Origin of the sequence: Veillonella tobetsuensis (assembly GCF_001078375.1) — a bacterium.
Classification (GTDB): Bacteria; Bacillota; Negativicutes; order Veillonellales; family Veillonellaceae; genus Veillonella; species Veillonella tobetsuensis.
This window is the reverse complement of sequence record NZ_BBXI01000009.1, coordinates 276,695-300,376: the sequence shown is the minus strand read 5'-3', so window position 1 is coordinate 300,376 and position 23,682 is coordinate 276,695. Positions and strand designations below refer to the sequence as shown.

The 23,682-nt window shown below is 37.1% G+C and carries 23 protein-coding genes and 5 tRNA genes; 1 reads left to right on the top strand and 27 read right to left on the bottom strand.

What is annotated here, in order from left to right; genetic code table 11:
- Positions 1-45 precede the first annotated feature (45 nt).
- Entirely contained in the window at positions 46-1,878 is a 1,833-nt protein-coding gene (locus VEI_RS04225; RefSeq protein WP_059362214.1) for a phosphoethanolamine transferase, read from the top strand.
- A 26-nt stretch (positions 1,879-1,904) separates the two neighbouring features.
- Here VEI_RS04225 and VEI_RS04220 read toward each other — a convergent pair whose 3' ends face one another.
- The 27 genes from VEI_RS04220 to VEI_RS04090 form a co-directional block, all read right to left on the bottom strand.
- Positions 1,905-2,360, bottom strand: coding sequence for a 2-thiouracil desulfurase family protein (locus tag VEI_RS04220; protein ID WP_059362211.1), 456 nt, complete (start codon positions 2,358-2,360; stop codon positions 1,905-1,907).
- 70 nt (positions 2,361-2,430) lie between these two features.
- Positions 2,431-2,519 (bottom strand) — tRNA-Leu (locus tag VEI_RS04215).
- Positions 2,520-2,533: 14 nt separating this feature from the next.
- Positions 2,534-2,608, bottom strand: a tRNA-Cys gene (locus tag VEI_RS04210).
- Between the two features lie 7 nt (positions 2,609-2,615).
- Positions 2,616-2,690, bottom strand: a tRNA-Gly gene (locus tag VEI_RS04205).
- A 7-nt stretch (positions 2,691-2,697) separates the two neighbouring features.
- Positions 2,698-2,773, bottom strand: a tRNA-Phe gene (locus VEI_RS04200).
- Positions 2,774-2,778: 5 nt separating this feature from the next.
- Positions 2,779-2,854 (bottom strand) — tRNA-Asp (locus VEI_RS04195).
- Positions 2,855-2,904: 50 nt separating this feature from the next.
- A complete protein-coding gene (locus VEI_RS04190) occupies positions 2,905-3,501 on the bottom strand; it encodes an MBL fold metallo-hydrolase (protein WP_059362206.1) in 597 nt (198 codons plus the stop codon).
- A gap of 52 nt (positions 3,502-3,553) precedes the next feature.
- Entirely contained in the window at positions 3,554-5,041 is a 1,488-nt protein-coding gene (locus tag VEI_RS04185) for a TrkH family potassium uptake protein (protein WP_059362203.1), read from the bottom strand.
- A gap of 7 nt (positions 5,042-5,048) precedes the next feature.
- On the bottom strand, positions 5,049-6,389 hold the full coding sequence (trkA, locus tag VEI_RS04180) for a Trk system potassium transporter TrkA (protein ID WP_059362200.1): 1,341 nt from the start codon (positions 6,387-6,389) through the stop codon (positions 5,049-5,051).
- A gap of 3 nt (positions 6,390-6,392) precedes the next feature.
- The gene (locus tag VEI_RS04175) at positions 6,393-7,289 is read right to left on the bottom strand and encodes a CvfB family protein (protein ID WP_059362194.1); all 897 of its coding nucleotides are present in this window, start codon (positions 7,287-7,289) and stop codon (positions 6,393-6,395) included.
- A gap of 3 nt (positions 7,290-7,292) precedes the next feature.
- Positions 7,293-7,655 carry a ribosome silencing factor gene (rsfS, locus tag VEI_RS04170; protein WP_059362191.1) on the bottom strand — a complete coding sequence of 121 codons (363 nt, stop codon included), beginning with the start codon at positions 7,653-7,655 and terminating at the stop codon, positions 7,293-7,295.
- A 13-nt stretch (positions 7,656-7,668) separates the two neighbouring features.
- Positions 7,669-8,793, bottom strand: coding sequence for an LCP family protein (locus VEI_RS04165; protein WP_059362188.1), 1,125 nt, complete (start codon positions 8,791-8,793; stop codon positions 7,669-7,671).
- Positions 8,786-9,367 carry a bis(5'-nucleosyl)-tetraphosphatase (symmetrical) YqeK gene (gene yqeK / locus VEI_RS04160; RefSeq protein WP_059362185.1) on the bottom strand — a complete coding sequence of 194 codons (582 nt, stop codon included), beginning with the start codon at positions 9,365-9,367 and terminating at the stop codon, positions 8,786-8,788. The genes VEI_RS04165 and yqeK overlap by 8 nt, the downstream gene beginning before the upstream one ends.
- Positions 9,368-9,373: 6 nt before the next feature.
- Positions 9,374-9,988, bottom strand: coding sequence for a nicotinate-nucleotide adenylyltransferase (gene nadD / locus VEI_RS04155; protein ID WP_059362601.1), 615 nt, complete (start codon positions 9,986-9,988; stop codon positions 9,374-9,376).
- Positions 9,989-10,127: 139 nt separating this feature from the next.
- Entirely contained in the window at positions 10,128-11,381 is a 1,254-nt protein-coding gene (locus VEI_RS04150; RefSeq protein ID WP_059362180.1) for a glutamate-5-semialdehyde dehydrogenase, read from the bottom strand.
- An 11-nt stretch (positions 11,382-11,392) separates the two neighbouring features.
- Positions 11,393-12,514 (bottom strand): glutamate 5-kinase, encoded by a 1,122-nt coding sequence (gene proB / locus VEI_RS04145; protein ID WP_059362177.1) that lies wholly within the window; start codon positions 12,512-12,514, stop codon positions 11,393-11,395.
- 38 nt (positions 12,515-12,552) lie between these two features.
- A complete protein-coding gene (gene yhbY, locus VEI_RS04140; protein WP_059362174.1) occupies positions 12,553-12,837 on the bottom strand; it encodes a ribosome assembly RNA-binding protein YhbY in 285 nt (94 codons plus the stop codon).
- An 8-nt stretch (positions 12,838-12,845) separates the two neighbouring features.
- The gene (gene obgE, locus VEI_RS04135) at positions 12,846-14,117 is read right to left on the bottom strand and encodes a GTPase ObgE (protein WP_059362171.1); all 1,272 of its coding nucleotides are present in this window, start codon (positions 14,115-14,117) and stop codon (positions 12,846-12,848) included.
- Positions 14,118-14,139: 22 nt separating this feature from the next.
- Positions 14,140-15,276: a S41 family peptidase gene (locus VEI_RS04130; RefSeq protein WP_059362168.1), complete on the bottom strand. Its 1,137-nt coding sequence runs from the start codon at positions 15,274-15,276 to the stop codon at positions 14,140-14,142.
- A 1-nt stretch (position 15,277) separates the two neighbouring features.
- Positions 15,278-16,462: a murein hydrolase activator EnvC family protein gene (locus VEI_RS04125; protein WP_059362166.1), complete on the bottom strand. Its 1,185-nt coding sequence runs from the start codon at positions 16,460-16,462 to the stop codon at positions 15,278-15,280.
- A gap of 10 nt (positions 16,463-16,472) precedes the next feature.
- Positions 16,473-17,360: a permease-like cell division protein FtsX gene (gene ftsX, locus VEI_RS04120; RefSeq protein WP_059362163.1), complete on the bottom strand. Its 888-nt coding sequence runs from the start codon at positions 17,358-17,360 to the stop codon at positions 16,473-16,475.
- Positions 17,350-18,036 carry a cell division ATP-binding protein FtsE gene (ftsE, locus tag VEI_RS04115; protein ID WP_059362160.1) on the bottom strand — a complete coding sequence of 229 codons (687 nt, stop codon included), beginning with the start codon at positions 18,034-18,036 and terminating at the stop codon, positions 17,350-17,352. The genes ftsX and ftsE overlap by 11 nt, the downstream gene beginning before the upstream one ends.
- 11 nt (positions 18,037-18,047) lie before the next feature.
- Complete coding sequence (locus tag VEI_RS04110) at positions 18,048-18,980, bottom strand: transketolase family protein (protein ID WP_059362157.1); 933 nt, start codon at positions 18,978-18,980, stop codon at positions 18,048-18,050.
- Positions 18,980-19,816 (bottom strand): transketolase, encoded by an 837-nt coding sequence (locus VEI_RS04105; protein WP_059362154.1) that lies wholly within the window; start codon positions 19,814-19,816, stop codon positions 18,980-18,982. The genes VEI_RS04110 and VEI_RS04105 overlap by 1 nt, the downstream gene beginning before the upstream one ends.
- Before the next feature lie 35 nt (positions 19,817-19,851).
- Positions 19,852-20,946, bottom strand: a complete 1,095-nt coding sequence (gene csaB / locus VEI_RS04100) for a polysaccharide pyruvyl transferase CsaB (RefSeq protein WP_059362151.1) — start codon at positions 20,944-20,946, stop codon at positions 19,852-19,854.
- Positions 20,939-22,975 (bottom strand): DUF5693 family protein, encoded by a 2,037-nt coding sequence (locus VEI_RS04095; RefSeq protein WP_059362148.1) that lies wholly within the window; start codon positions 22,973-22,975, stop codon positions 20,939-20,941. Before VEI_RS04095 ends, csaB begins: the two co-directional genes overlap by 8 nt.
- Before the next feature lie 12 nt (positions 22,976-22,987).
- Positions 22,988-23,680, bottom strand: coding sequence for an LmeA family phospholipid-binding protein (locus VEI_RS04090; protein WP_059362145.1), 693 nt, complete (start codon positions 23,678-23,680; stop codon positions 22,988-22,990).
- Positions 23,681-23,682 lie beyond the last annotated feature (2 nt).

Below are 23,682 nucleotides of genomic sequence, written 5' to 3'. Positions count from 1 at the left end.
TACTATATAGTTTATTTTAAGAGCTCCTTTAGAAAGGTATTTACAATGTTATCATCGGTGAAAGAACTTCTCCGTAACCCCATATTACGTTTTGGGATTATCGGTATCGTGCTCTATATTGCACTTTTTTTGATTTATGAACCCATTACACTAGGCCTAGATGTTGAAAATATCACTATTCTTGCAGTGCCGACAATGGTTGGTTTATTTTTATTCCAATATTTTTTGAGCTGCACTGTATTTCATCGTCCTTTTATCGGTTACGGCCTTGTAGGCCTACTATGGGGATTAACATTCCCGCTCTTATTTCATTGGTCGTATGTAAAACCCCTATATTTTTACGAATTTGCTAATGATTTCCTCTTTGGTTTACTCCTATTTATGGGACTTTCAGGTATCCAATATTTAATAACCCAAACAGGACGCTTTCAAAAAATAACGTCCGCTATTATGGCATTATTTGCCACCACACTTAGCTTAATTCCTCTTATTCAAATTGGCTACTATATGACTACGTGGCACTGCTTAACACCTGCTAGCCTATTAGCCCTCTATATGACCAATCCTGAGGAAGCATTAGGCTTTCTAAAAAACGCAGCAGGCATCCCTGGACTCATTGCTGTAGCCATCGGATTAATTCTGTTCACCCTATTCCTATATTGGTGTAATCTTGGTATGAAACGTGTAGTTGAAATCAATACAACACGTCCATTACGTTTAGGCGTACTTGTCGCCTCTATGGTTGCCTTTCTAGTATATGTACCTTTTTATTTATTTCCCCAAACTTGTATTATCGCCAATTGGATTGCAGCTGGTAACTATGTAAAGGAAATGCAACAATATAATGATAATCATCATATTGTATTCGACTCGTTCAATGTTAATACATCTGATACAGCAGCTAAGAAAACACCGGGTACAATTATTCTCGTCATCGGGGAATCTAGTTCTCGCGATTATATGAAAGTATATAATCCAGAATTTCCGTATGATGATACACCTTGGCAAGAAGATATGAAATCAAACAATAAAGATTTTATCTTCTATAATAATGCTTATTCCTCATATGTACAAACGGTACCAACCTTAGAACGAGCTCTTTCTGAACGTAATCAATATAATGACCGTCCATTTTTAGACTCCGCCAATATCTTAGACGTTGCCAAAAAAGCCGGTTATACTACATCTTGGTTTAGTAATCAAGGCGTATTCGGTGAATATGATACGGCTATTTCCTTAATGGCTAAAACAGCAGACCTCACCAAATGGTCCCATGAGTCTTATGGATTTTCAGACTTATACGATGAAGCTTTATTACCATTACTAAAAAATGTAGATCCCAAGAAAAATAATTTTGTTGTTATCCATATTATGGGCAGTCATATTTATTATAATGACCGTTATCCACACGAGTTTAGTAAATGGAAAAAAGGTCCTTATCCTGATGGTATTGAAGCCTATGCTAATAGCCAACTATATACGGATTGGTTATTACAACAGATTTACACATATGGCAAAGATAATTTAAATCTCCAAGCCATGGTATATTTTTCTGATCATGGTGAAAGTCTAGATAAATCACATAATCCAGATACCTTTGATTTTGTGATGACTCATATCCCGTTCTGGATTTACTTATCCCCTCAATATCGTGCTGCCTACCCTCAAACAGCAACGACATTAACAAATCATGAACAACAATATTTTACTAATGATCTATTATACGATACCTTAGTAGGACTTATGCATGCACCAAATAGCCGCTATGATAAATCAAGAGACTTTAGTAATGATGCATATCAATTTAATTTACATAACCTTACTACATTATTAGGTGAACAGCCACTTACTAATGATCCTGTAAATCAGGGTAAATAGAACGTCAAAAGCGACGATTGAATCTGTCAATCGTCGCTTTTCTTCGGTATAAGAGAATCTATGTTTTTCTCTGTAAATACCTCTATATGATTTTCTAACAATAAATCTGTAGTAACACCATTTCCTGTTGTTAAGATGCCAGAAAATGTACCATCATAAATCTCACCACAGCCACAACTAGGGCTTTTAGCCTTTAATAAGGCCCTATGGCAATTATTATCTTGTGCAATAGTTAAAGTACGCAAAGCACCTCGGACAAATTCTTTTGTTACATCTACACCTATATTATTGATTACAAGCTGCCCCACACGTTCAGCAGGTGGTCTAGGCGTAGATAATCCGCCTAATATTTCCGGACAAATTGGAATAATATTATATAATGACTGAATACATTCTAATTCATCTATTCTATTATTCTTTCCATCATATCTACAGTGAACGCCACACAGACATTCACTAATTAGTAAATTAGGCTTTTTCATGTTTCATTTCCTTGGAATCGATAGATATGTATAGTAGTAATAAAAAAAGACTAACCGAAGTTAGTCTTAATGGTGCCGAGGACCGGAATCGAACCGGTACGGTTATTTCTAACCGACGGATTTTAAGTCCGTTGCGTCTGCCTGTTCCGCCACCCCGGCATGGGTAACGATTGTGGAGGCGGCACCCAGAATCGAACTGGGGAATAAAGGTTTTGCAGACCTCTGCCTTACCGCTTGGCTATGCCGCCATATAAGTGGAGCGGGAAACGAGATTCGAACTCGCGACCCCCGCCTTGGCAAGGCGGTGCTCTACCGCTGAGCTATTCCCGCATGTACATGGTGCCTCAGGACAGAATCGAACTGTCGACACACGGATTTTCAGTCCGTTGCTCTACCGACTGAGCTACCGAGGCATGAATGGCGACCCCGATCAGATTTGAACTGACGATCTTCGCCGTGACAGGGCGACATGTTAACCGCTACACCACGGGGCCGTATCCAAAGTACTTGCTTAGTATATCGGTTATCAGAGTTTTTGTCAACACTATATATTAAAATTCATAATGAAGTTTTTTTCATCTCCCAAAATAGTGCTATCTTTGTGTCCGGGTTCCACTAATAATGCATCATCTAACTGTAATATTTTATCAAGACTTTTACGTAAATCATCTGCATTACCATTATAATTATCACTATTACCCACATTTTGTTTAAATATAGTATCACCGGTAAATAAATGATTTTCGATTTGCAAACAAACTGATCCAGCACTATGTCCCGGTGTATGATAAACATAGAATTTGAAAGGACCTATTTCTAAGGAACCCTCATGTAATGAGATACATTGTGTAAACATTTTCTTTTTATATACACTAGGACGACGACGAATAAGCTGTAATAATTCGTGATCACCTTTGTGTAAATAAGCAGGAATTTTATAATGTTCACAGATTTCATCGAGAGCAGACACATGGTCGCAATGACCATGTGTCAATACAACAGCTAACGGTGTTGTATCCCCAACCATATCAATAATATGTCGACTGTGAAAACCAGGGTCTATTATGAGGGATAGGTTATCTTGTTTTAACACGTAACAATTTGCTTTATATAAGCCTAGTGGACGTTTTATTATCTCCATATACGTTTCCCTTCTCTTATAATAAACCCGCCATATACAGTAATTAAAGGAATTATAGAACTGTATATCGTTTTGTCATATCCTTTTTAATAAAATAACCTTCCCAAAATTGTGGATGTAGCATAACTAAAATTGTAAATAATTCCAGACGGCCTAATAACATATCTATTATAGCGATAATCTTAGCACCATCAGGCAATATAGAAAAAGTATCTGTAGGACCGTAATTAGCAAAAGCTAAACCTACATTACTTTGAAATGCCGTTACAATTTGTAATGCGTCACTAGTAGACAAACCAAAACAAGTCATAAAGAAAACAGAAATTACATAAATCATAAAATATAAGAATATGAACTGTTGTGTCATCCGAATCCATTTATCAGGCAATGGTTTTCCATTGATTCGCACAACTTGAACCATATCAGGATGTATAGACTTACGCAAATAAATAATACTACTCTTGATTAGAATAATAAGTCGTATAATCTTAACACCCCCTGTAGTAGAACCACTACAACCGCCAAAAAAGCTAGATATAAATAACATCATTTGAGCTGCAGCAGGCCATAAATCATAATCTGCCACAGCAAAGCCACTACCTGTTTGAATAGAAACCAAAGTAAATGCAGCATCTTGAAATAACTTGCCTATATGAGTAGCTTCGGATTGGATACATAAAGCTATAAATGTAATAAGAATACCTAAAGCTAATACGAGCCAATACATACGGGTCTCAAAGTCAGAGATTAATGCAGAAAAACCTTTATGAATTACGTTGTAATATACAGCAAAGTTGCCACCAGCAATAATCATAAATAAAATGAATACTACACAAATATATATATTATCACTGTATATAAAGGTTCCAGCTGTAGTCGGTGTTAATCCCCCTGTGGCTATAATGGAAAAAGCATAATTTAAAGCATTAAAAGGATCTATACCGCCAAGCCACAACATAATAAAACAAATTATCGTAAATACAACATATAGAGACCATAATTTGGAAGCCATTGATTGTATACGTGGCAATACTACACCTGGCTTAGGGACGGATGCTTCAGCATTGAAAAAGTGGGCTGCATCAGCACCCAGGTTACGTAAGAATGACAAAATTAGAACGATAATTCCCATACCACCTATCCAATGCATTAATCCACGCCAAAGGATAAAAGTTTTAGGTGCTTGATCGACATCATATATAACTGTAGCGCCTGTAGCAGTTAACCCTGAAGAAGCTTCAAATAATGCATCTACAGGATTAATGAGAATACCAGATATCATAAAAGGAATGGAACCAAGTAAAATAGTAGAAAGCCACGTAGATGCAACTACGAGAAAGCCATCACGCAAGCTAAAACTTTTACTTTGATGACCATTAGTAACCAATAAAAATCCTGCTAATCCTGATATAGTAGCTGTAACAGCAAATGACCAATATGCAGTTTCAAATATAATGCTATATATGAATGGTATAAGGAGAAATGCTCCAAAGATATAGAGTAATTTCCCTACCAAAGACATGACAATTTGTATACGCATATAACCCCTACGTCAAATAGTTTAATAATTTAGTAACTGACTCTGGCAATGTAAATAATACAATATGGTCCCCTACCAAAATCTCTGTATTACCACGCGGCACAATAGCCTCATCACCGCGGAGTATAACTCCAACAAGTGCTTTACCAGGAAGGCGAATATCCTTAAGTTGTTTGCCTGCTACTGGTGATTGATCTGTAATAAGAATTTCAATGGATTCAGCCTTACCACCTTCGAAGGTTGAAATTGACACAACGCCTTCACCACTTCGTACAATTCTTAGTATTTGACCTGCCGTCATAAGTCTAGGAGAAAATACAATATCAATCCCCACTTGTTCCATTAACATAATGTATTCTGGACGACCTACACGAACAACAGTTTTAGGTATGCCCATATGCTTGCCCACCAAAGCAACAAGAAGATTCAGCTTATCGTCATCTGTGAGAGCAATGATAACATCGTTATCAGCCACTTCTTCTGCTTCGAGCAAATCAAAATCCGTACCATCGCCATTGATAATAATTGCTTTATCCACTTGAGCAGCCAAGGCTTCACATCGCTCGATATCCTTTTCTATAACCTTAACCGTAAAGCCAGATTTTTCTAATAATACAGCAAGATTTCTACCTAACAAGCCAGCACCAATGATAATAGCGCGTTTATGAAAGGCCGCATGATTAGAAAACCATTGTTGTTCAACAGCATCAACGCCATCTTTTAAGCCTAGAAAGAAAACACTATCATTAGGTAAAAGAATACTTTCACCATGAGGTATAATCATTTCGCCTAAGCGTAATATACCAACTAATAAAACCCCTTCTGGAAAAGTTAGTTCTTTTAACGGTTTATTGATGAGAGGAAATGTACTATTAATCTTAAACTCTATCAAACGTACAGAACCTTGACCAAACTCCTCTACATCAAGAGCAGATGGTGTTTCAATAATATGAAGTAACTCTTGAGCGGTAACCATCTCTGGATTGATGAATAAATCAACACCTAACCGTGCTTTCATTGTGTCATCCATATTTTCAGCGATATTCGTATCTCTAACACGAGCTACCGTAGATGGAACACCAGCTATCTTGGCTACCGCACAGGATAACATATTCACTTCATCAGAGTCGGTAACGGCAATAAATATGCCTACATCAGACATACCAATTTCGTTTAATAATTGAATATCGCTACCATTGCCACAAACAAGGCTAACATCTAGCATATTTTCTAAATTATGAATCCGTTCTTGTGAACGATCTATAAGATATACATCATGATCATCCTGAACCAATCTTTCACACAAAGAATATCCAACTTTACCAGCACCTACTACAATAATTTTCATAGTTTAGTCCTCTTTGTCAGTTGATGGTGTCCATTCTTTTCCCGTTTCTGTTAATAATGTCCATCCATCTTCCTGAACTACAAGACGGTCCTTCATCAAATGACCAATAGCACGTTTAAATGCAGCTTTACTGATATTAAATTTATCTTTAATCAGCATTGCTGATGACTCATCACTATAAGGCATTTTACCACCCCGCTGTAAAAGATATTCCATAATAATCTGACCATCAGATACCAATGCCTTCTCTTTTATAGGGCGCATAGAAACATTAATACGACCATCGTCACGTTTAAATGTAACGCGGGCTTCTACCATTTCTCCAACATTTAGTTTTCTTGTCATTTCAGAGCGATGCAAAAAAGCAATCCATCGCTCTGGAGTAATGAAAAATGCACCATCACTAGTCAAATTATAAATAGCACCATTAACTTGTTGCCCTACAACAGCTTCTGTAGCCGCCTTAGAAGCACGGCGCATTTCATCATCAACATCCATCGATACAGCCATACGACCAGATTTATCGGTATAGAGTTTTACCCATACCTTTTCCCCGACTTGTGGTCTACCACGCATTTCAGCGTGAGGCATGAAAATCCCCCGTTCAGTACCAACCTCTACGAAACATCCAAAATTAGTTACATTAATAACCTCAACATAACCAATTTGTCCTACCTTCATAGCTGGTAATCGCATGGAAGCTGTCAAACGCCCCTTTGGATCACGATATAAAAATACCTCTACATCATCTCCAATAGATACTGGTGATGTTTGTTGATCCTTATGGAGTAATATATCATCATTTGTATTACCTGTTTGACCATCAAGGAAAGCACCATGATCACTGGTACGTAAAACACGTAGGGTGGCTATGGTATTCTCCAATAATTCGCTAGCCATATATTATTCTCCTTCAAAAGGAACACGCTCAGCGTCATTCCATAAGGCTTCTAGACCATAAAATTCACGAATTTCATCATTGCCAAATACATGGCAAATGATGTCACCGAAGTCTAGTAAAACCCACTCACCTTCACGATAACCTTCACGATGAAGCACTGTCATACCTTGTTCAGCTGCAACATCTTCAATTTGATCAGCAATACTTTGAGATTGCTTAATATTGTTAGCACTTACAATCATAAAATAATCGCCTAACATAGAAATGCCTTCTAAATCTAAGATTTCAATATGTCGACCTTTTTTATCAAAAGCTGCTTGTGCAAGGGATAATGCATGTTGTTTAATTGCTTCTTTTTGTTTCATTGTATCTCCTATTTTACTCTTTCTTTTCTGCTTCTGAACCTGGTTCACTTGGTTTAGCTCTTGTGCCTTGTTCCGATTCAACAGCAACCTTTTCCTTAGTTGCTACAGGAGCAGACACAAATTGACTCATATCTTGTGGTGATAATGTTCCCATAGTTATACCTACTAAACGCTGTGCTTCAGTAGGATTCACATGCCAGTAAACGATATTATCAATTTTCTCTTTTTCACCAGGTAAAATATAAAAATGAATATGATCTTTTTCAGTTTGACTAATGGAACGCATCAATTTAATGGCATCCCATATGGAAATATTACTTTCATAATGGCTCCATAAACGCCAAATATGCCAAGCTTTAGTTAGGAAAAATCGATCTTGCTCACGTTCAACCCAAAGTTTTAAGAAACGTTCTTGTCGTTGTACACGGCTAAAATTATCATTATGTTCATCAGCATATCTCAAATAGGCTAATGCTTTATCACTATCTAAGTTTTGATAGCCTCGACGCAAGTCGATATCCTTATTCCCTGTTTCAGCATCAACATGTTCCATATTTTTTTCTACATAAAACTGTTGATCACCTAATACATCACTGGTTTTTCTGAAAGCTGTTTCGTCAACAACAACATAGTAAGGAATACTGATATGAAATACATCCTCTACTACGGCCTTTGTTAGTTCAATACCACCATCTGCATACATTTGATTTAACATGGATACAGATTTTTGATCTCTACTTTCAATCTTACTATTACTAGGAATACCGATTATATCCATCGTACTCGTATTCATATTAATAGACATGAGGAATAATGAATCGGCTTGACTCGGATTATTTTTATCTTTGCCAACAATCAATACATAAACAGGCTTATCTAAAGCCTTTTGCTCTACACTGACTGTATCAGTATGTTTTGGCTCACTAGATTCCTCAATAGTAGCTGCCGTATCAGTATTAGTAATACGGTGATAAACATAACTAACACCACTATACAGGCCCCAACCTATGCCACAAATGACAGATAGTGCTAATACAACGGCAATCACTAATCGTCCCCACTGAACCTTGGATTTCTTCATTTGTCTCTCTCGACGCCTTCTACGTCGACGGGCACGTGCTTTTTCGAGTTCATCCATTATTTGCACCTCCTTTTTTCATATGTCGCAATAGATCATTACGGCTAAGAATAGTGAGTGGATAAATTGAATCTCCACTATCAATTAAATGACGTATAGTCATATCAAAACCACATAATACACCAGCATCTAAAGACTGTTCAGCAGCTAATCGAATATCATTTACACCAGGAAATTTACGATTCGGTTCAATATAATCAGCTAGAAATATAATTTTATCTAACTTTGACATATTTTCTTTCCCAGTAGTATGAACGCGTATAGCCTCCAAAATATCTGGATTTGTTACACCATATTGAGTATTAGCCAAAACCATTCCAGCCAAACCATGTAGCAAGGCACCACTATGTAGCATATCTTGGTCACAAGGCAAATCTGCAACTAAATCACGCATTTCTAAGAGAGGAATTTCTTTAGCACAATCATGTAAAAGTGCAGCTAAATGAGCATCCTCAATATTTGCACCATACTTTTGGGCTAAATACATAGCAGAATTCACTACACCTAATGTATGAATAAAACGTTTTTTACTTAATTTATTAGATAAATCGGTTTCAATCTCTTTTATATCCACCTTATATTATTCCTCCCGATAAATATCATATTTCTCAATATACTGAACTACACATTTAGGCAACATATAGCGCACCGTTAATCCATGGCGTAATCTATCACGTAAATAAGTAGCAGATAATTTCATTTCTGGTACATTCATTAAATGAATCTTATCATGAGCTTTAGGCCCTAATAAATCTAAGGTAGTATCTATAACTTGAGATCCATCGGGACGCATGGCACCAATAAAGTGACAATTATCTAATAATTGATCAATAAATTTCCAATTTGGTAAATCTCGTATTGTATCTGTGCCAGCGATAAAGAAAAACTCAACAGAGTCCCCATATATATTTTTGAAATGATGAATCGTATCAATAGTATAGGAAGGCCCTTCACGACGCATTTCCACATCAGATATTTCAAAATATGGATTGTCTGCTACTGCGGCAGCGGTCATCGCATATCGATGCTTTGCATCAATAACATCATTATGTTTATGAGGAGGAATACGGGCAGGAACAAAAATAACCTTATCTAGTTTGAAAGTTTCTCTTGCGACCTCTGAAATCATAAGATGGCCTAAATGAATGGGATTGAAAGTTCCTCCCATTATACCTATGCGCCTTGTTTCTACCATATATAAGCCACACCCTTTATGACTATAATGCAAATCAAGATAAATAATGTAATTGCTTTTATATACGATACCCACTCATAAGAACCTTTTGGAGTCTGTATATAACGATAGTAAGCTCGCAATAAATAATATAAGCGTATCACGAACGAATTTGCCCCGTACCAAATACAAAATATTTATAAGATGTTAATGCTTGTAAGCCCATTGGACCACGAGCATGAAGCTTTTGAGTGCTAATGCCAATTTCAGCACCAAAACCAAATTCGAAACCATCTGTAAAACGAGTAGAAGCATTATGATATACAGTTGAACAATCTATAAGATTCATAAAACGCTGTGCAGATGCAACATCATCTGTAACAATGGCTTCTGAATGATGTGTTGTATAACGATTAATATGTAAAATAGCGTCATCCAAAGATGAAACAATGGCTACATTTAAATCAAAATCATTATATTCTGTGCTAAAAGAATGTTCATCAACAGCTATACCTTTTATTATTTGTAACACCTCAGGCGTACCATGAATGGTTACATGATGAGACGCTAATTTTTTTTCTAAAGCCACTAAAAATTCTTTTGCAATCCCTTCATGAACAAGCAGTGTTTCCATGGAGTTACAAACTGAAGGACGTTGTACCTTAGCATTTACAGCTATATCAAGGGCCATCTCAAGATTCGCATCAACATCAACATAGGTATGGCAAACACCACTTCCTGTTTCAATAACAGGAATCATACTATCCTGTACAACACGTTGAATTAAACCAGCACCACCACGCGGGATAATCACATCGATATAACGACGTTGTTGTAATAATACACTTACAGCTTCACGATCTAAGACCTCTACTAATTGGATAGCCAATCGAGGTAAATCATGTTCTTCAAGTACATCTTGCATAATGGAAACAATAACTTGATTTGTATTGAAAGCCTCTTTACCACCTCGTAAAATAGTGGCATTAGCGGTTTTAAAACATAGTGCACCAGCATCTACAGTCACATTTGGACGCGCTTCAAAAATAATACCTATAACACCAAAAGGAACGGCTCTCTTTTCTATATGAAGTCCATTTGGTCTATTTATACTTTCTAAAACAGAGCCCACAGGAGATGCCAATAAACTGACTTGCCGAACACCTTCTGCCATTTGTTCAATACGATCTTTTGACAAAAGTAAACGATCAAGCATCGTGTCAGGCACTACATCACGGGCAGACTCCATATCTTTATGATTAGCCTCTAAGATACGATCTGTATGTGTTACTAAAGCCTGAGCCATTGCACGCAATACATCATTGATGCGCTCCTCTGGCAATTGTTGTAATACAAGTGATGCTGCTCTAGCAGATTCGCCCATATTTTTAAAGATTGATTCATATGAAATCATGCAGCACCTCATCAATGAATAATAACAAGATTATTTCTATGAATGACTTCATCATAGGTTGTATTAATTTCTAGTACACGCGCAATATCCTGTGTATTATGACCTTTAATTTTAACTAAATCTGATGAACTGTAATTTACTAAACCACGAGCAATCTCTTTGCCATCATACAGAATGGATACAGTATCACCAGGTTCAAAAATGCCATCTACAGAAATGATACCCGCTGGAAGAATACTAGCACCCTTATCCAAAACGGCACTAGCACAACCATTATCAATAGTAATAGAACCACTTAAACGTTTGCCATACGCAACCCAGTGATGTTTTTGAGAAACACCTTGATCATTAGCAATAAATAATGTACCTATGTCTTCACCGTTACAAACTCTGCGTAAAGAATTATCCGATTCTCCACTAGTGATAATCATGTGAATACCTGAGTTGGTTGCCATATGAGCCGCTTTTATTTTTGTATACATACCACCAGTACCCATACTAGATCCAGCACCACCTGCAATTTTATAGGTTTCATCGGTAATCATCGAAACCTCATGGATTAAGGTTGCTTCTGGATTAGTGGCAGGATTTGCCGTATATAATCCATCTATATCAGATAGAATAATTAATACATCTGCTTCTACGATACCTGCTACAGTAGCAGATAATGTATCATTATCACCTATTTTATATTCCTCAATGGCTACTACATCATTTTCATTGATGATTGGAATTACATGAAGTTGTAATAAAGCATGCAAAGTATTACGCAAATTCAAATAGCTATGACGAGAGGTACTATCCTCCTTCGTCAATAATATTTGAGCCACCGTTCTACCATACTCTCGAAACATACGTTCATACATATGAATTAGCACACCTTGACCAACTGCTGCAGAGGCTTGACGCAATACAAGATCTCTTGGTTTTTCTTTAAATCCTAGTGGAGCCAAACCTGCACCAGTAGCACCTGAGGAAACAAGAATAACCTCTTTCCCTTGATTAGCAAGATCTGATAATTGACGGACTAAATGCTCAATCCGTTCTAAATTTAAATGACCATTTGGGTAACATAATGTGCTGCTCCCCACTTTTACAACAATGCGTTTAGCATTCTTAATGGCATCTCTCATAAAATCGTCTCCTATGTAAGGGAAAAAGGTTATAACAATTATTTAGGTAATATAATTTTAGGTTCTTTTTTAGCTTTATAAAGAACACCGTTAAATCCGATAACTTGCACTAATTCAGCACCAAGCATATCAGCTAATTCTTGGAAAATTTCTTTATCTTCAGGGCTATTATTAAGCAGTTTAACCTTGATTAGTTCACGTGCCATTAATGCCGCTCTAGCACTATCAATAACACTGTTTTCAAGGCCATTTTTACCGATTTGAACAACCGCTGGCATAGTAGCGGCTAAAGATCGTAAATATCGTTTTTGTTTTCCTGTCATTATTACTCCTAGTCTCTGAATGTAAAGCGTTGATCACCAATTACAACTTCATCGCCTTCTTGACATCCCTTTTCACGCAATTTATTATCCAATTCCATAAAACGCCAAATACGTTGGAAACGGCGTAAAGATTGATCATCATCAAGATTTGTCATCGCTACAAGGCGTTCAATACGTTTACCTGTAATATAAAAGGCTGCATCGTCGCCACGGGTGATGACAAACTCAGTATCAGGTTTAGCTTCATACATTACGATATCATCAGTAGCTTCAATTTCAGGCTCATAATTTTCTACATAGTAATATGCTCGTTCCATAAGTTCTGGCAAACCTTCACCACTTAGAGCATTAATTAAGAATACTTCATAGCCTTTATCTTCAAAATACGCTTTCGTATTAGGAATAGTATCTTCATCAAATACAAGGTCAATTTTATTAAGTGCTACAATCTGTTTCTTACCAGCTAATTTTTCAGAATACTTACGTAACTCTTCATTAATAGCATCAAAGTCTACCTTTGGATCACGGCCTTCCATGCCTGATACATCGAGAACATGAATTAAAATATTCGTCCGTTCCACATGGCGTAAGAAATTATGACCAAGTCCTACCCCTTCACTAGCCCCTTCAATAAGACCAGGAATATCGGCTAAAACAAAGCTACGATCACCAGAGATTGTAACAACTCCCAATACTGGTGTTAAGGTAGTAAAATGATACGCTGCTACTTCTGGTTGTGCTTTAGATACCTTGCGTAAAATACTAGATTTACCAACGCTTGGATACCCAAGTAAGCCCACATCAGCTAACACTTTCAATTCTAATTGCAGCCAATGCTCTTCACCTGGTTCACCTTTTTCAGCAAATGTAGGTGCACGATTAGAGCTAGAAAGGAATCGTGCATTACCACGACCGCCACGGCCGCCCTTAGCAATGACAAATGTATCTCCATCATGTACTAAATCACAGAATACTTTACCAGATTCCTCATCCTTAACAACAGTACCTAATGGTACAGGGATAATTAAATCATCTGCACCTCGACCATGTTTATTGGCACTTTCACCATTGCCACCCTTTGGAGCTTTAAACTGACGTTTATAACGGAAATCAACAAGGGTGTTGATATTTTTATCCGCTTTTAAAATTACATCTGCCCCTTGGCCGCCATCGCCGCCGCTAGGTCCGCCATTAGGAACATATTTTTCACGACGGAAACTGGACATGCCATCTCCGCCATCACCCGCTTTTACAAATACACGAGCGCGATCTATAAACATAATTACATCCTTTTCTGCAAAACTATTTTAAAAGTTCTATTGCCTTTTGAATTTGAATATCTGTAATATTACCAGATGGAGAAGTTCCCTTTGGTAATTCTAATACAACATCTGGTTGAATACCTGTGCCATCAATAACACGATCATTTGGCGTATGGTATTTAGCAATCGTAATCTTAATACCTTCTTGTTCAAAATTTGGATATACACTTTGAACTGTACCTTTACCATAACTATTTGTACCTAATATAGTACCAAGTTTTCTGTCTTGAATAGCACCGGCAATAATCTCAGAAGCACTAGCAGACCCTTTATTAATAAGAACTACCATAGGCAATGCAGGATTCTTACCTTCTGATACATAGTTGCGCTTTTCATTATCTCGTGTTGTAAAGGATACCAATGTACCTTCTGGCATAATAATACTAGCTATATCCTGAGCACTATTTAATAATCCACCAGGGTTATCTCGTAAGTCAAGTACAAGTGAAGTCATACCTTCAGAGCGTAACTGATCATATTGTGTTTTGAAATCATCTGCTGTGTGTTCAGCAAACTGACTAATCCGAATATATCCAATATGCTCTGTCAACATTTTACTTTTTACTGTAGGTAACACAATTTCTTCTCTTGTAACAGTATATGTCAACAACTGATTGTCGCGTTCGACCACAATTGTTACATCTGTTCCAGCATCGCCACGAATTTTAGTTGCTGATTCTTCAATAGTCATAGAACTTGTATCTACACCATCTATAGATACAATATGATCTCCACTTTTAATACCGGCCTTGTAAGCTGGTTGATCATCAATAACAGACACGGCCTCTAGACCTTTAGGGCCATGACCAAGTACCATGCCAACACCAGCATAAGTACCAGAAGTATGCTCTTTCATGGTTTCTAAATCTTCTGCGTCTAAATAGACAGAATGTGGTTCTCCTAAAGATGCAATAAGACCTTTTAACATCCCATCAAAAAGTGTAGCCTTGCTGATTGGTGTCATAAACTTTTGTGTTGCCACATAATAGGTAACCACAAAACGAGGTAAACCATATGGCGATCCGGATATGTACCAAAATACAAGCCACATCATAACAATTGATGCCACTATATATTTAATTAGTTGTAAACATAGTCTTTTAATATTACTATTCATTCTATAAATAACCCATAGGATCTACAGGATCCCCATTTTCACGTACTTCAAAATGAACATGTGGCCCTGTACTATTACCTGTACTACCAGCATACGCTACTACTTGCCCTTTAGAAACAGACTGGCCTTCATCCACTGCCAATTCAGAATTATGGCCATACAATGTAGATAAACCATTGCCATGATCAATAACAACAGCATAGCCATATCCGCCCATCCAGCCGGACCAAACAATAACACCACTATCAGCGGCATGAACAGGAGTGCCTTCATCGACACCAATATCAATACCGGAATGATAAATTGTGGTTCCCCAAATTGGGTGAACGCGATATCCATATGGTGAAGTAATTTCACCACTAACTGGCCATCCTAATTGGCCTGTACCTTGAACCCAAGTATAAGATGAACCCTGTCCTGCTGATTGAGCAGCCGCAGCTGCTGCAGCGGCACGAGCCGCTTGTCGTTCTTTTAACATAGCACTAATTTGTGCTGATGAAGCATTTAGTTCTTCAATAGCTTGCATTGCAACAGCTCTATCATTTTGTGCTTTTTGAAGAACAACATTGCGTTCTGCTTTTTTCTGTTCTATCTCAGCTTGTTTTGCAAGAGCCGCTTTTTCTAATTCCACTAACTTGGCTCGATCTTCTTCAAGCTTTTTCTTATGCGCTTCAATTTGAGCGCGTTCTTTCTTGATTTCACTTATCAAGTTAATATCGGAATCAATAATTCTTTTTAATACTTCTAAGCGATTTGCAAAATCACTAAAATCTTTAGATCCAATAACTACATCTAAATAACTAAGACGGCCGTTGATATAAATATCACGCACCCGTTTATAAAATACGGCTTCACGACCTTCTAAGCGCTTTTGTGCTTCTGCCAACTGACGTTCATTTAGAGTAATATCATTTTCTACAGCTACCCGTTGTTCTGTAATAGTATTTAACTCTGTAGTAGCTTGTCGCAATTGCCCCTCTATTTGACGTAATTGTTCAGATACACTACCGATTACAGTTTCTGCATCAGACTTTATAGCATTTTGTTGATTCACTTGTTGTTGAATTGAATCTAACTGATTCGTTAAATCCTCATCTTCAGCCATAATAAAGGCTGGTGTCCCGCACAATACCACTCCCGTAAGAAGGGCCGCTACGAGACGAGTTTTTAATGTATACTGTCTCATAAGCCCTCTACTATACTTTCATGTATTGTTTTAACGAAATGGTACTACCTATAATGCCCACAATGATACCACCGCCGATTAAACAACCGACCAATTGATAAAAGAATGGGAACATAGGTACTAATGGGAAGAATGCAAGAGAATCAGATACTTCCATAGTTATGAAATGATAAAACTCTCCTACACACAACACTGCAATAATAGCGCCTGTTAAGCCTAACAACATACCTTCAATAACAAATGGCCAACGAATAAACCAGTTCGTAGCACCTACATATTTCATAATCGCAATTTCTTTACGACGAGCAAATACGGTTAATCGAATTGTATTAGATATAATAAACAATGTCGCTGCAGCTAAGAATCCGATGAGGACGATACCACCAATACGAATAATTTGTGTAACGCGGAACAACTCTTCTATAATATCTTGTCCATAATGTGTACTTTCAACACCTTGGAATGTTGATACAAGCTTAGCTGTTGCTTTAACATCTTCTGGATTCTCGAAGGTAAGAACATAAGAGTTTGGCAAGGGATTTATCCCCCCCAAAGCATTAACCAATTGTTGTTGATCACCTAATCGTTCTTTAAACTCCTTCATGGCTTGTTCTTTGTTTACAAATTCCAAATGTTTTAGATTCGGAATTGCTTTTACTTGTCTACCAACCGCCATAATTTGGTCAGTAGTAAGGCCATCCTTTAAATACACACTTAGTTGTACTTGATTTTCCAAACTAGCTGCCATGTTATTTAAATTGATTACACCACAAAGGAATACACCAAGCATAAATAAGGATAAGGCTACTGTGGAAATAGAAGCCAATGTCATGAGACCATTGCGTCTCATAGACTTTAGTGCTTCTTTAAAGAAATATTTCATTGTTCTAGGCTTCATTAAACTCTGCACCCCTCATATTATCACTAAGAACACGACCATCTTTTAATTCGATAACTCGCTTATTTAAATAGGTAACAATATCCATATTATGTGTAACCATAATAACGGTAGTGCCAAAATTATTAATGTGCTTAAACAAATCAACAATATCTTTACTTGTATTAGGATCCAAGTTTCCTGTTGGTTCGTCAGCAATGAGTACTGTTGGACGATTGACGATAGCTCGAGCCACAGCGACACGTTGCTGTTCACCACCAGACAAATCCTCTGGCAAATCATTTGCCTTATCAGACAAACCAACAAGCTCAAGTACATGCGCCACTTTTTCTTTAATTACCTGTGGTTTCTCCTCGATAACCTCTAAAGCAAATGCGATATTTTCAGCTACGCTCTTATTAGGTAATAGGCGAAAATCTTGGAATACTACGCCTAATTTCCGACGTAACTTTGGTATCTTACTACGTTTCATATTCGTAACATCGAACTCATCAACTATAACGGTACCAGAATCAGGCATAACCTCATGAGTCAATAGTTTAAATAATGTAGATTTACCAGCCCCACTATGACCACAAATCAATACAAATTCACCATCATTAATGGTGAGACACACATTATCAAGTGCGGTAGATCCATTGTCATACACTTTACTAACATTCTTAAATTCTATCATCGGTTCCCCTTTTATTTACGTGTCACCACTTTTTTAGCTGCCATTACAATATCATTAGCTGTTAAACCATATTTTTCCATCAATTCTTTTGGTGTACCACTCTCCCCAAATGTATCTTGGACACCAACGAATTCCATCGGTACTGGCTTATTAGCAACAACAACTTCAGATACAGCAGAGCCTAAACCACCTAAAACATTATGTTCTTCTGCTGTTACAATAGCACCCGTTTCTTTTGCAGCTTTAATAATAGCTTCACTATCGATAGGCTTAATAGATGCCATATTAATAACGCGAGCAGAAATTTGTTCACCTTCTAGTTGTTTAGCTGCCTCAACTGCAGGGCCTACTAAGGCGCCACAAGCAATGATAGTAACATCGGAACCATCTTTTAATTGATTAGATTTACCTGGTACAAATGTGTAGTCATCTGCAGTTACATCATCAACACCAGCACGACCGAGACGTACATAAACTGGACCATTATAATCAGCTGCCCATTGAATGACAGATTCTGTTTCTTTTTCATCGGCTGGTACGATAACAGTCATGTTTGGTAAAACACGCATACATGCAATATCTTCTAAACTTTGATGAGTTGCACCATCTTCACCTACAGTGATTCCTGCATGAGTAGCACAAACCTTCACATTAAGCTTTGGATAGCATACAGCATTACGGATTTGTTCAAATGCACGACCAGTTGCAAACATAGCAAATGAAGATACAAATGGAATCTTACCTGCTGCAGCTAAACCGGCACCTACAGAGATTAGATTTTGTTCAGCAATACCTACATTAAAGAAACGTTCTGGACACTCTTTCTTAAATGTATCCGTCTTAGTAGATTTTGATAAATCAGCATCAAGAACAATAATATTAGAATTTTCTTTACCAATTTTTGCTAGCGCATTACCATACGCTTCACGTGTTGCTTTACCCATTATTGTACCCCCATGATTTCGTTTACGAATGCCACACCTTGTTCTTCACTCGGAGCTTTACCATGCCAACCAGCTTGACCTTCCATTTCTGCTACGCCTTTACCTTTAACCGTGTGCATTACAATACATGTCGGACCTTCTGTGAAAGCTTTCGCCTCTTGAATTGCTTGATGTAATTCATCAATATCGTGACCATTTACTTCAATTACATTCCATTTGAAAGCTTTAAATTTATCTGGAATTGGCAATGGGGACATAACTTTTTCAATATCACCATCAATTTGTAGGCCATTATAGTCTACAAAAGCTGTCAAATTATTTAATTTATAGTGACCGGCAAACATAGCAGCTTCCCATACTTGGCCCTCTTCAAGTTCTCCATCACCGAGGATAGAATATACACGATAATCAGCATTATCTACTTTACCTGCTAAAGCCATACCACAAGCAGCGGAGATGCCTTGGCCCAAAGAACCAGTAGACATATCGACACCAGGTGTATGTTTCATATCCGGATGACCTTGTAAGAAATGATTGATTTTACGCAAATTCAATAATTCGGATTTAGGGAAATATCCTTTTTCTGCTAATGTAGCATAGAGTGCTGGCGCAGCATGGCCTTTAGAAAGAACAAAGCGATCTCGATCTTGCTTATTAGGATTAGCTGGGTCTACGTTCATTTCAACAAAATATAAAAGAGACATAACATCAGCAATAGATAAAGAACCACCAGGATGACCTGATTTAGCTGCTGTTACGGATTGTACGATGCTAACGCGAATTGCTTTAGCCTTCTCTTGTACTAATTGTTTTTGATCTTGACTCAATGTAGTCATAAAGACCTCACTTTCTGGATATATCCAATTTATAGTTAACACTCTTCTAAAAGGGAAATAGCAAATTCAGCATTGCGTTTTGATACCTTGCGCAATGTTTGGATACGATCAAAGGAATGTTGATATGATTCAGTAGAATTTAATAACTCTATACAGCGGTCATACAGTACCTCTGGATGTAGCTCCGTCATGGTCCCTATTGGTTCCTGTTCAATCATATGTAAAAAACTTGTAATTTTAGGATCATAAGAAATACCAATAACAGGTTTTCCCATTAATGAACTAAATACTAGTGCATGTAGTCGAATGCCAATCATCAAATCCACATTACCTGATAATGAAAGCTGCTCCTCCGTTGTAAAAGGTCCTTCTAACACAATCGGTTTAACCGTCATTAACGATGCAATAGCTTTTGCTTCCTTTGTATCATCTGGATGTGACATAGGAACAAAGATGATTTCCGCATTTTGATCTATGCTGAGACGACTCAATACATCGGCTAAACTTTGTCTATAAGCCGTATCGTCCTTCCAGCGGCGAACTGCAATACCAATTCGTTTTAGCCCACTTTCAGAAGAAGCACAGTTATATTTAGTTAAAATATTCGCACCTATTGATAAATCAGCTTTATGCATTGCTAATACAGCATCCGCTGTCACCTCAACATTTTTAATGCCTAAAGCAAATAACTCATCTTTAGAGATGGTATCACGGACGGTAATACCATCCACATATTGTAACATGAATCGAACTGCACGTTTTGTAGAATTTCGATACAAAGGACCAATGCCTTGAGAATACAGCATAACTGGTTTTCCCAGTAATTTTGCAAGCCCCATAATGCTTAAATAGTAATATGTATTCCGTATGCTGGTAGCATCTTGTAATAAACTGCCACCACCACTAATAACAAGATCTGCATTACTTATGGCATTAAATATACCAAAGGCAGCAAATGTTCCAACTGCCTTAATATTATGCTTTCTACTAGTTTCTTGAGGATTACCTGATATAACCGTAATATGTGCATCACCTTCTACATCACGAATGGCATCGATAATGGCACAAAGCATCGCTTCATCACCAGCATTACCAAAGCCATAGTAACCGGAAATAACAATATTACTCATGACAGTCCTCCCGACGCATTGCCCATTGTGAGATATAGATTACTAAACGAACTGCGAGAATAAGTGCAACCCCAAGCGCACAACCGAGTAATAAACCATCGTAACCACGCATGATGGACATGAATACAGGTGTTCTAATATGACAGAATGTTTCTACCATAGATGCAATACCAATAACTCCTGCTAAGGTCAATACAAAATGTATTACCATAGGCCATTTACGTAAGAAAGCGAATGTAGCTAACATCAATAATGGATGCCCAATGATAAACTCTTTTTCCCGTGGTCTAGCATATAATGTATTTTCTAAAAATCTGCGCAATACAAGTTCAAAAGTTGGTACTGGAACACCAGCAGTATGTCCACTACGGCCTACAAATACCCAGCCTACTGCACCTAAAGCTGCCGCAACAAAGAATACATAGATTTTCACATCCATTGTTAAAAATTCACGAATAAATTTCTTAGCCTCTGCTCTAGTATTTATCATGCGGCCTTTCCATAATGGAAAACGTTGTAGATATGCAATCATAACAAGGATAATTGGCAACACAAAGGTAAGCTTAACACCTCTAAAAATAGCAAACTCCATAAAGAATTTTGTATTTCCCAATAATGCTGAAATATACATGCCACCAATAGCTGCAAACAATGCTGCTACAATTAGATAAAATACTGCGAATATAGTAGATTTCCATGGGCCAACAGGACGTGTGCCACCTGATCTACGCCATTCCTCCATGAGCATAACCATAGCACCTACCGGTGCCATAACAGCAGCAGATAAAGCCCAAATTTGTACTAGTAGAGTACCACTAGTTACGATAAATGCAACAATAGAAAGCAAGGATAGTGCGAAGAACAAAACTAATTGCTTATGCTGTGACATAGAAATAAACATTTGTCCTACATACACAAATAATGCAATACTACCGATCATAGTTAGAACAACTAATAAAGGGTTTTGTGTATATGCTGGATAAATATCAGCAGCCCCAAATTTATAACCTTTAGCGCTCAATTTATCATTAGCACTTTGGATATAATTGATAGTTGTTTGTAATACAGTCTCATTATTTTGACCAACTTCATAAATTGGGAATAAATTATAGCGAATATTACGTTCAATATCACTAATATAGAAACGTTGTGCTGCTTCTTCAGGAGTAATTTTCTTTAATTCCTCTTTAGCGATAGTATAAACACGACCTACGCTATAATTTTTCTTTTCCGCCATTTCTAAGAAACCAAGTTGAGGTTCGTATTGCAATTGATTAACAGCTTCTATACCTACCAATGGAATGTGAAGCGTATTCATAGCCTCTAAGGTTTCATCGATATGATTAGGAGCACCTAGTGCCTCTTTACCAGCAAAAATAATGCCCGTTACATGAGGGACCCCTTCTAATCGATTAAACACATATTTAATATCTTCTGGTGTTACATTCCTATAATTTGTAGGACGAATGATGACATTAAAGCCACGATTGGCAACTTCCATAGCTTGAATTCTAGAAACGCCTAAATTCATTTTCGCATAACTATCAGCGGTAGCACCTTGTAATTCTAATACAGGTCCAATACTAGTATTAAGCTCTTTTACCTTCTCTTTACTAATACGATGATATAAATCCTCTCGAATTTCCTTATAATACCCTTCTTTACCAGTAATAAGGGCAACATAAGTAGCGCCTGGTTTAATAGAACTGCCATTGATGCGGACATTTGACATATCTTGTGATGAAAGTAGTTTAATTTCACCAGCATCATTTGCTTTCTCCAAGGTTCTATCATAAATAGCAAAAGCAGTTACACCTGCCTCTTTTAGTGCATCAAAAGCTTCTTTTTGACTACGCTTTTCAAAGGCATTAGCACGAAGAACAGCATCATAATCTATAATATTTTCAATATGGTTCTGCGCCTTTTCAATCGTATTGCGCTCCACTACTAAATAGAGTGCAGAGATAAGGCCAACTATAATACATAGAATGAGAACCAATGAGTGCTTAGTTTTCTTAGCAGTATGCACGATAATTCCTTTCTAATTGAGTACAGGTTTAATCTTAATATGAATTTCACCTTTTTCAACTGTAACTGATTCAGCTTTCACTGGTATTGGGAAATTATTGAAATCATAAATAGAAATAGGTTGTAATTGTTGAGATGTAATACCACCAATAGTCAAACCACTTACTGTAAAGCGACTTGGTGCAAAGGATAAAACATTATCTTTTAATTGTAATGAACCTTGCAAACTGGCTTGCCCCTTCAAAGAACCCATAATATTAACGGTTCCAGTTAAAGAAATACGCTCATTATCAATACTTACATTTGCATCTTGCAACCCTTCCGTATTTTGAATGAGAAATGTTTTTAAATCATTTTCTAATACTACACCTTCTATATAGGACGGTCCAAGGCTTAATACGTCAACCTCATGAGATGCAATGAGAGATACTGGATTGATAACTAGATTATTAGCTTCATAACGAAAGCTAGAAAAGTTTAATTTTCCTAATTGAACATTTTCCAAAGTTCCCGCAACGCGATCAGCCTGACCATACACTAATTTAAAAGCAGGTGTAGATTCAATAACAACGGTTTGACTCGATGGTTGTAGTGATTTATTGATTTCACTTTCAACGATAGATTCCATATATTTAGGTACTACAAATTGAGCCCCTACAGCACAAACAACAATAAGAAAGACTATGAATAGTAAAAATTTCTTCATAA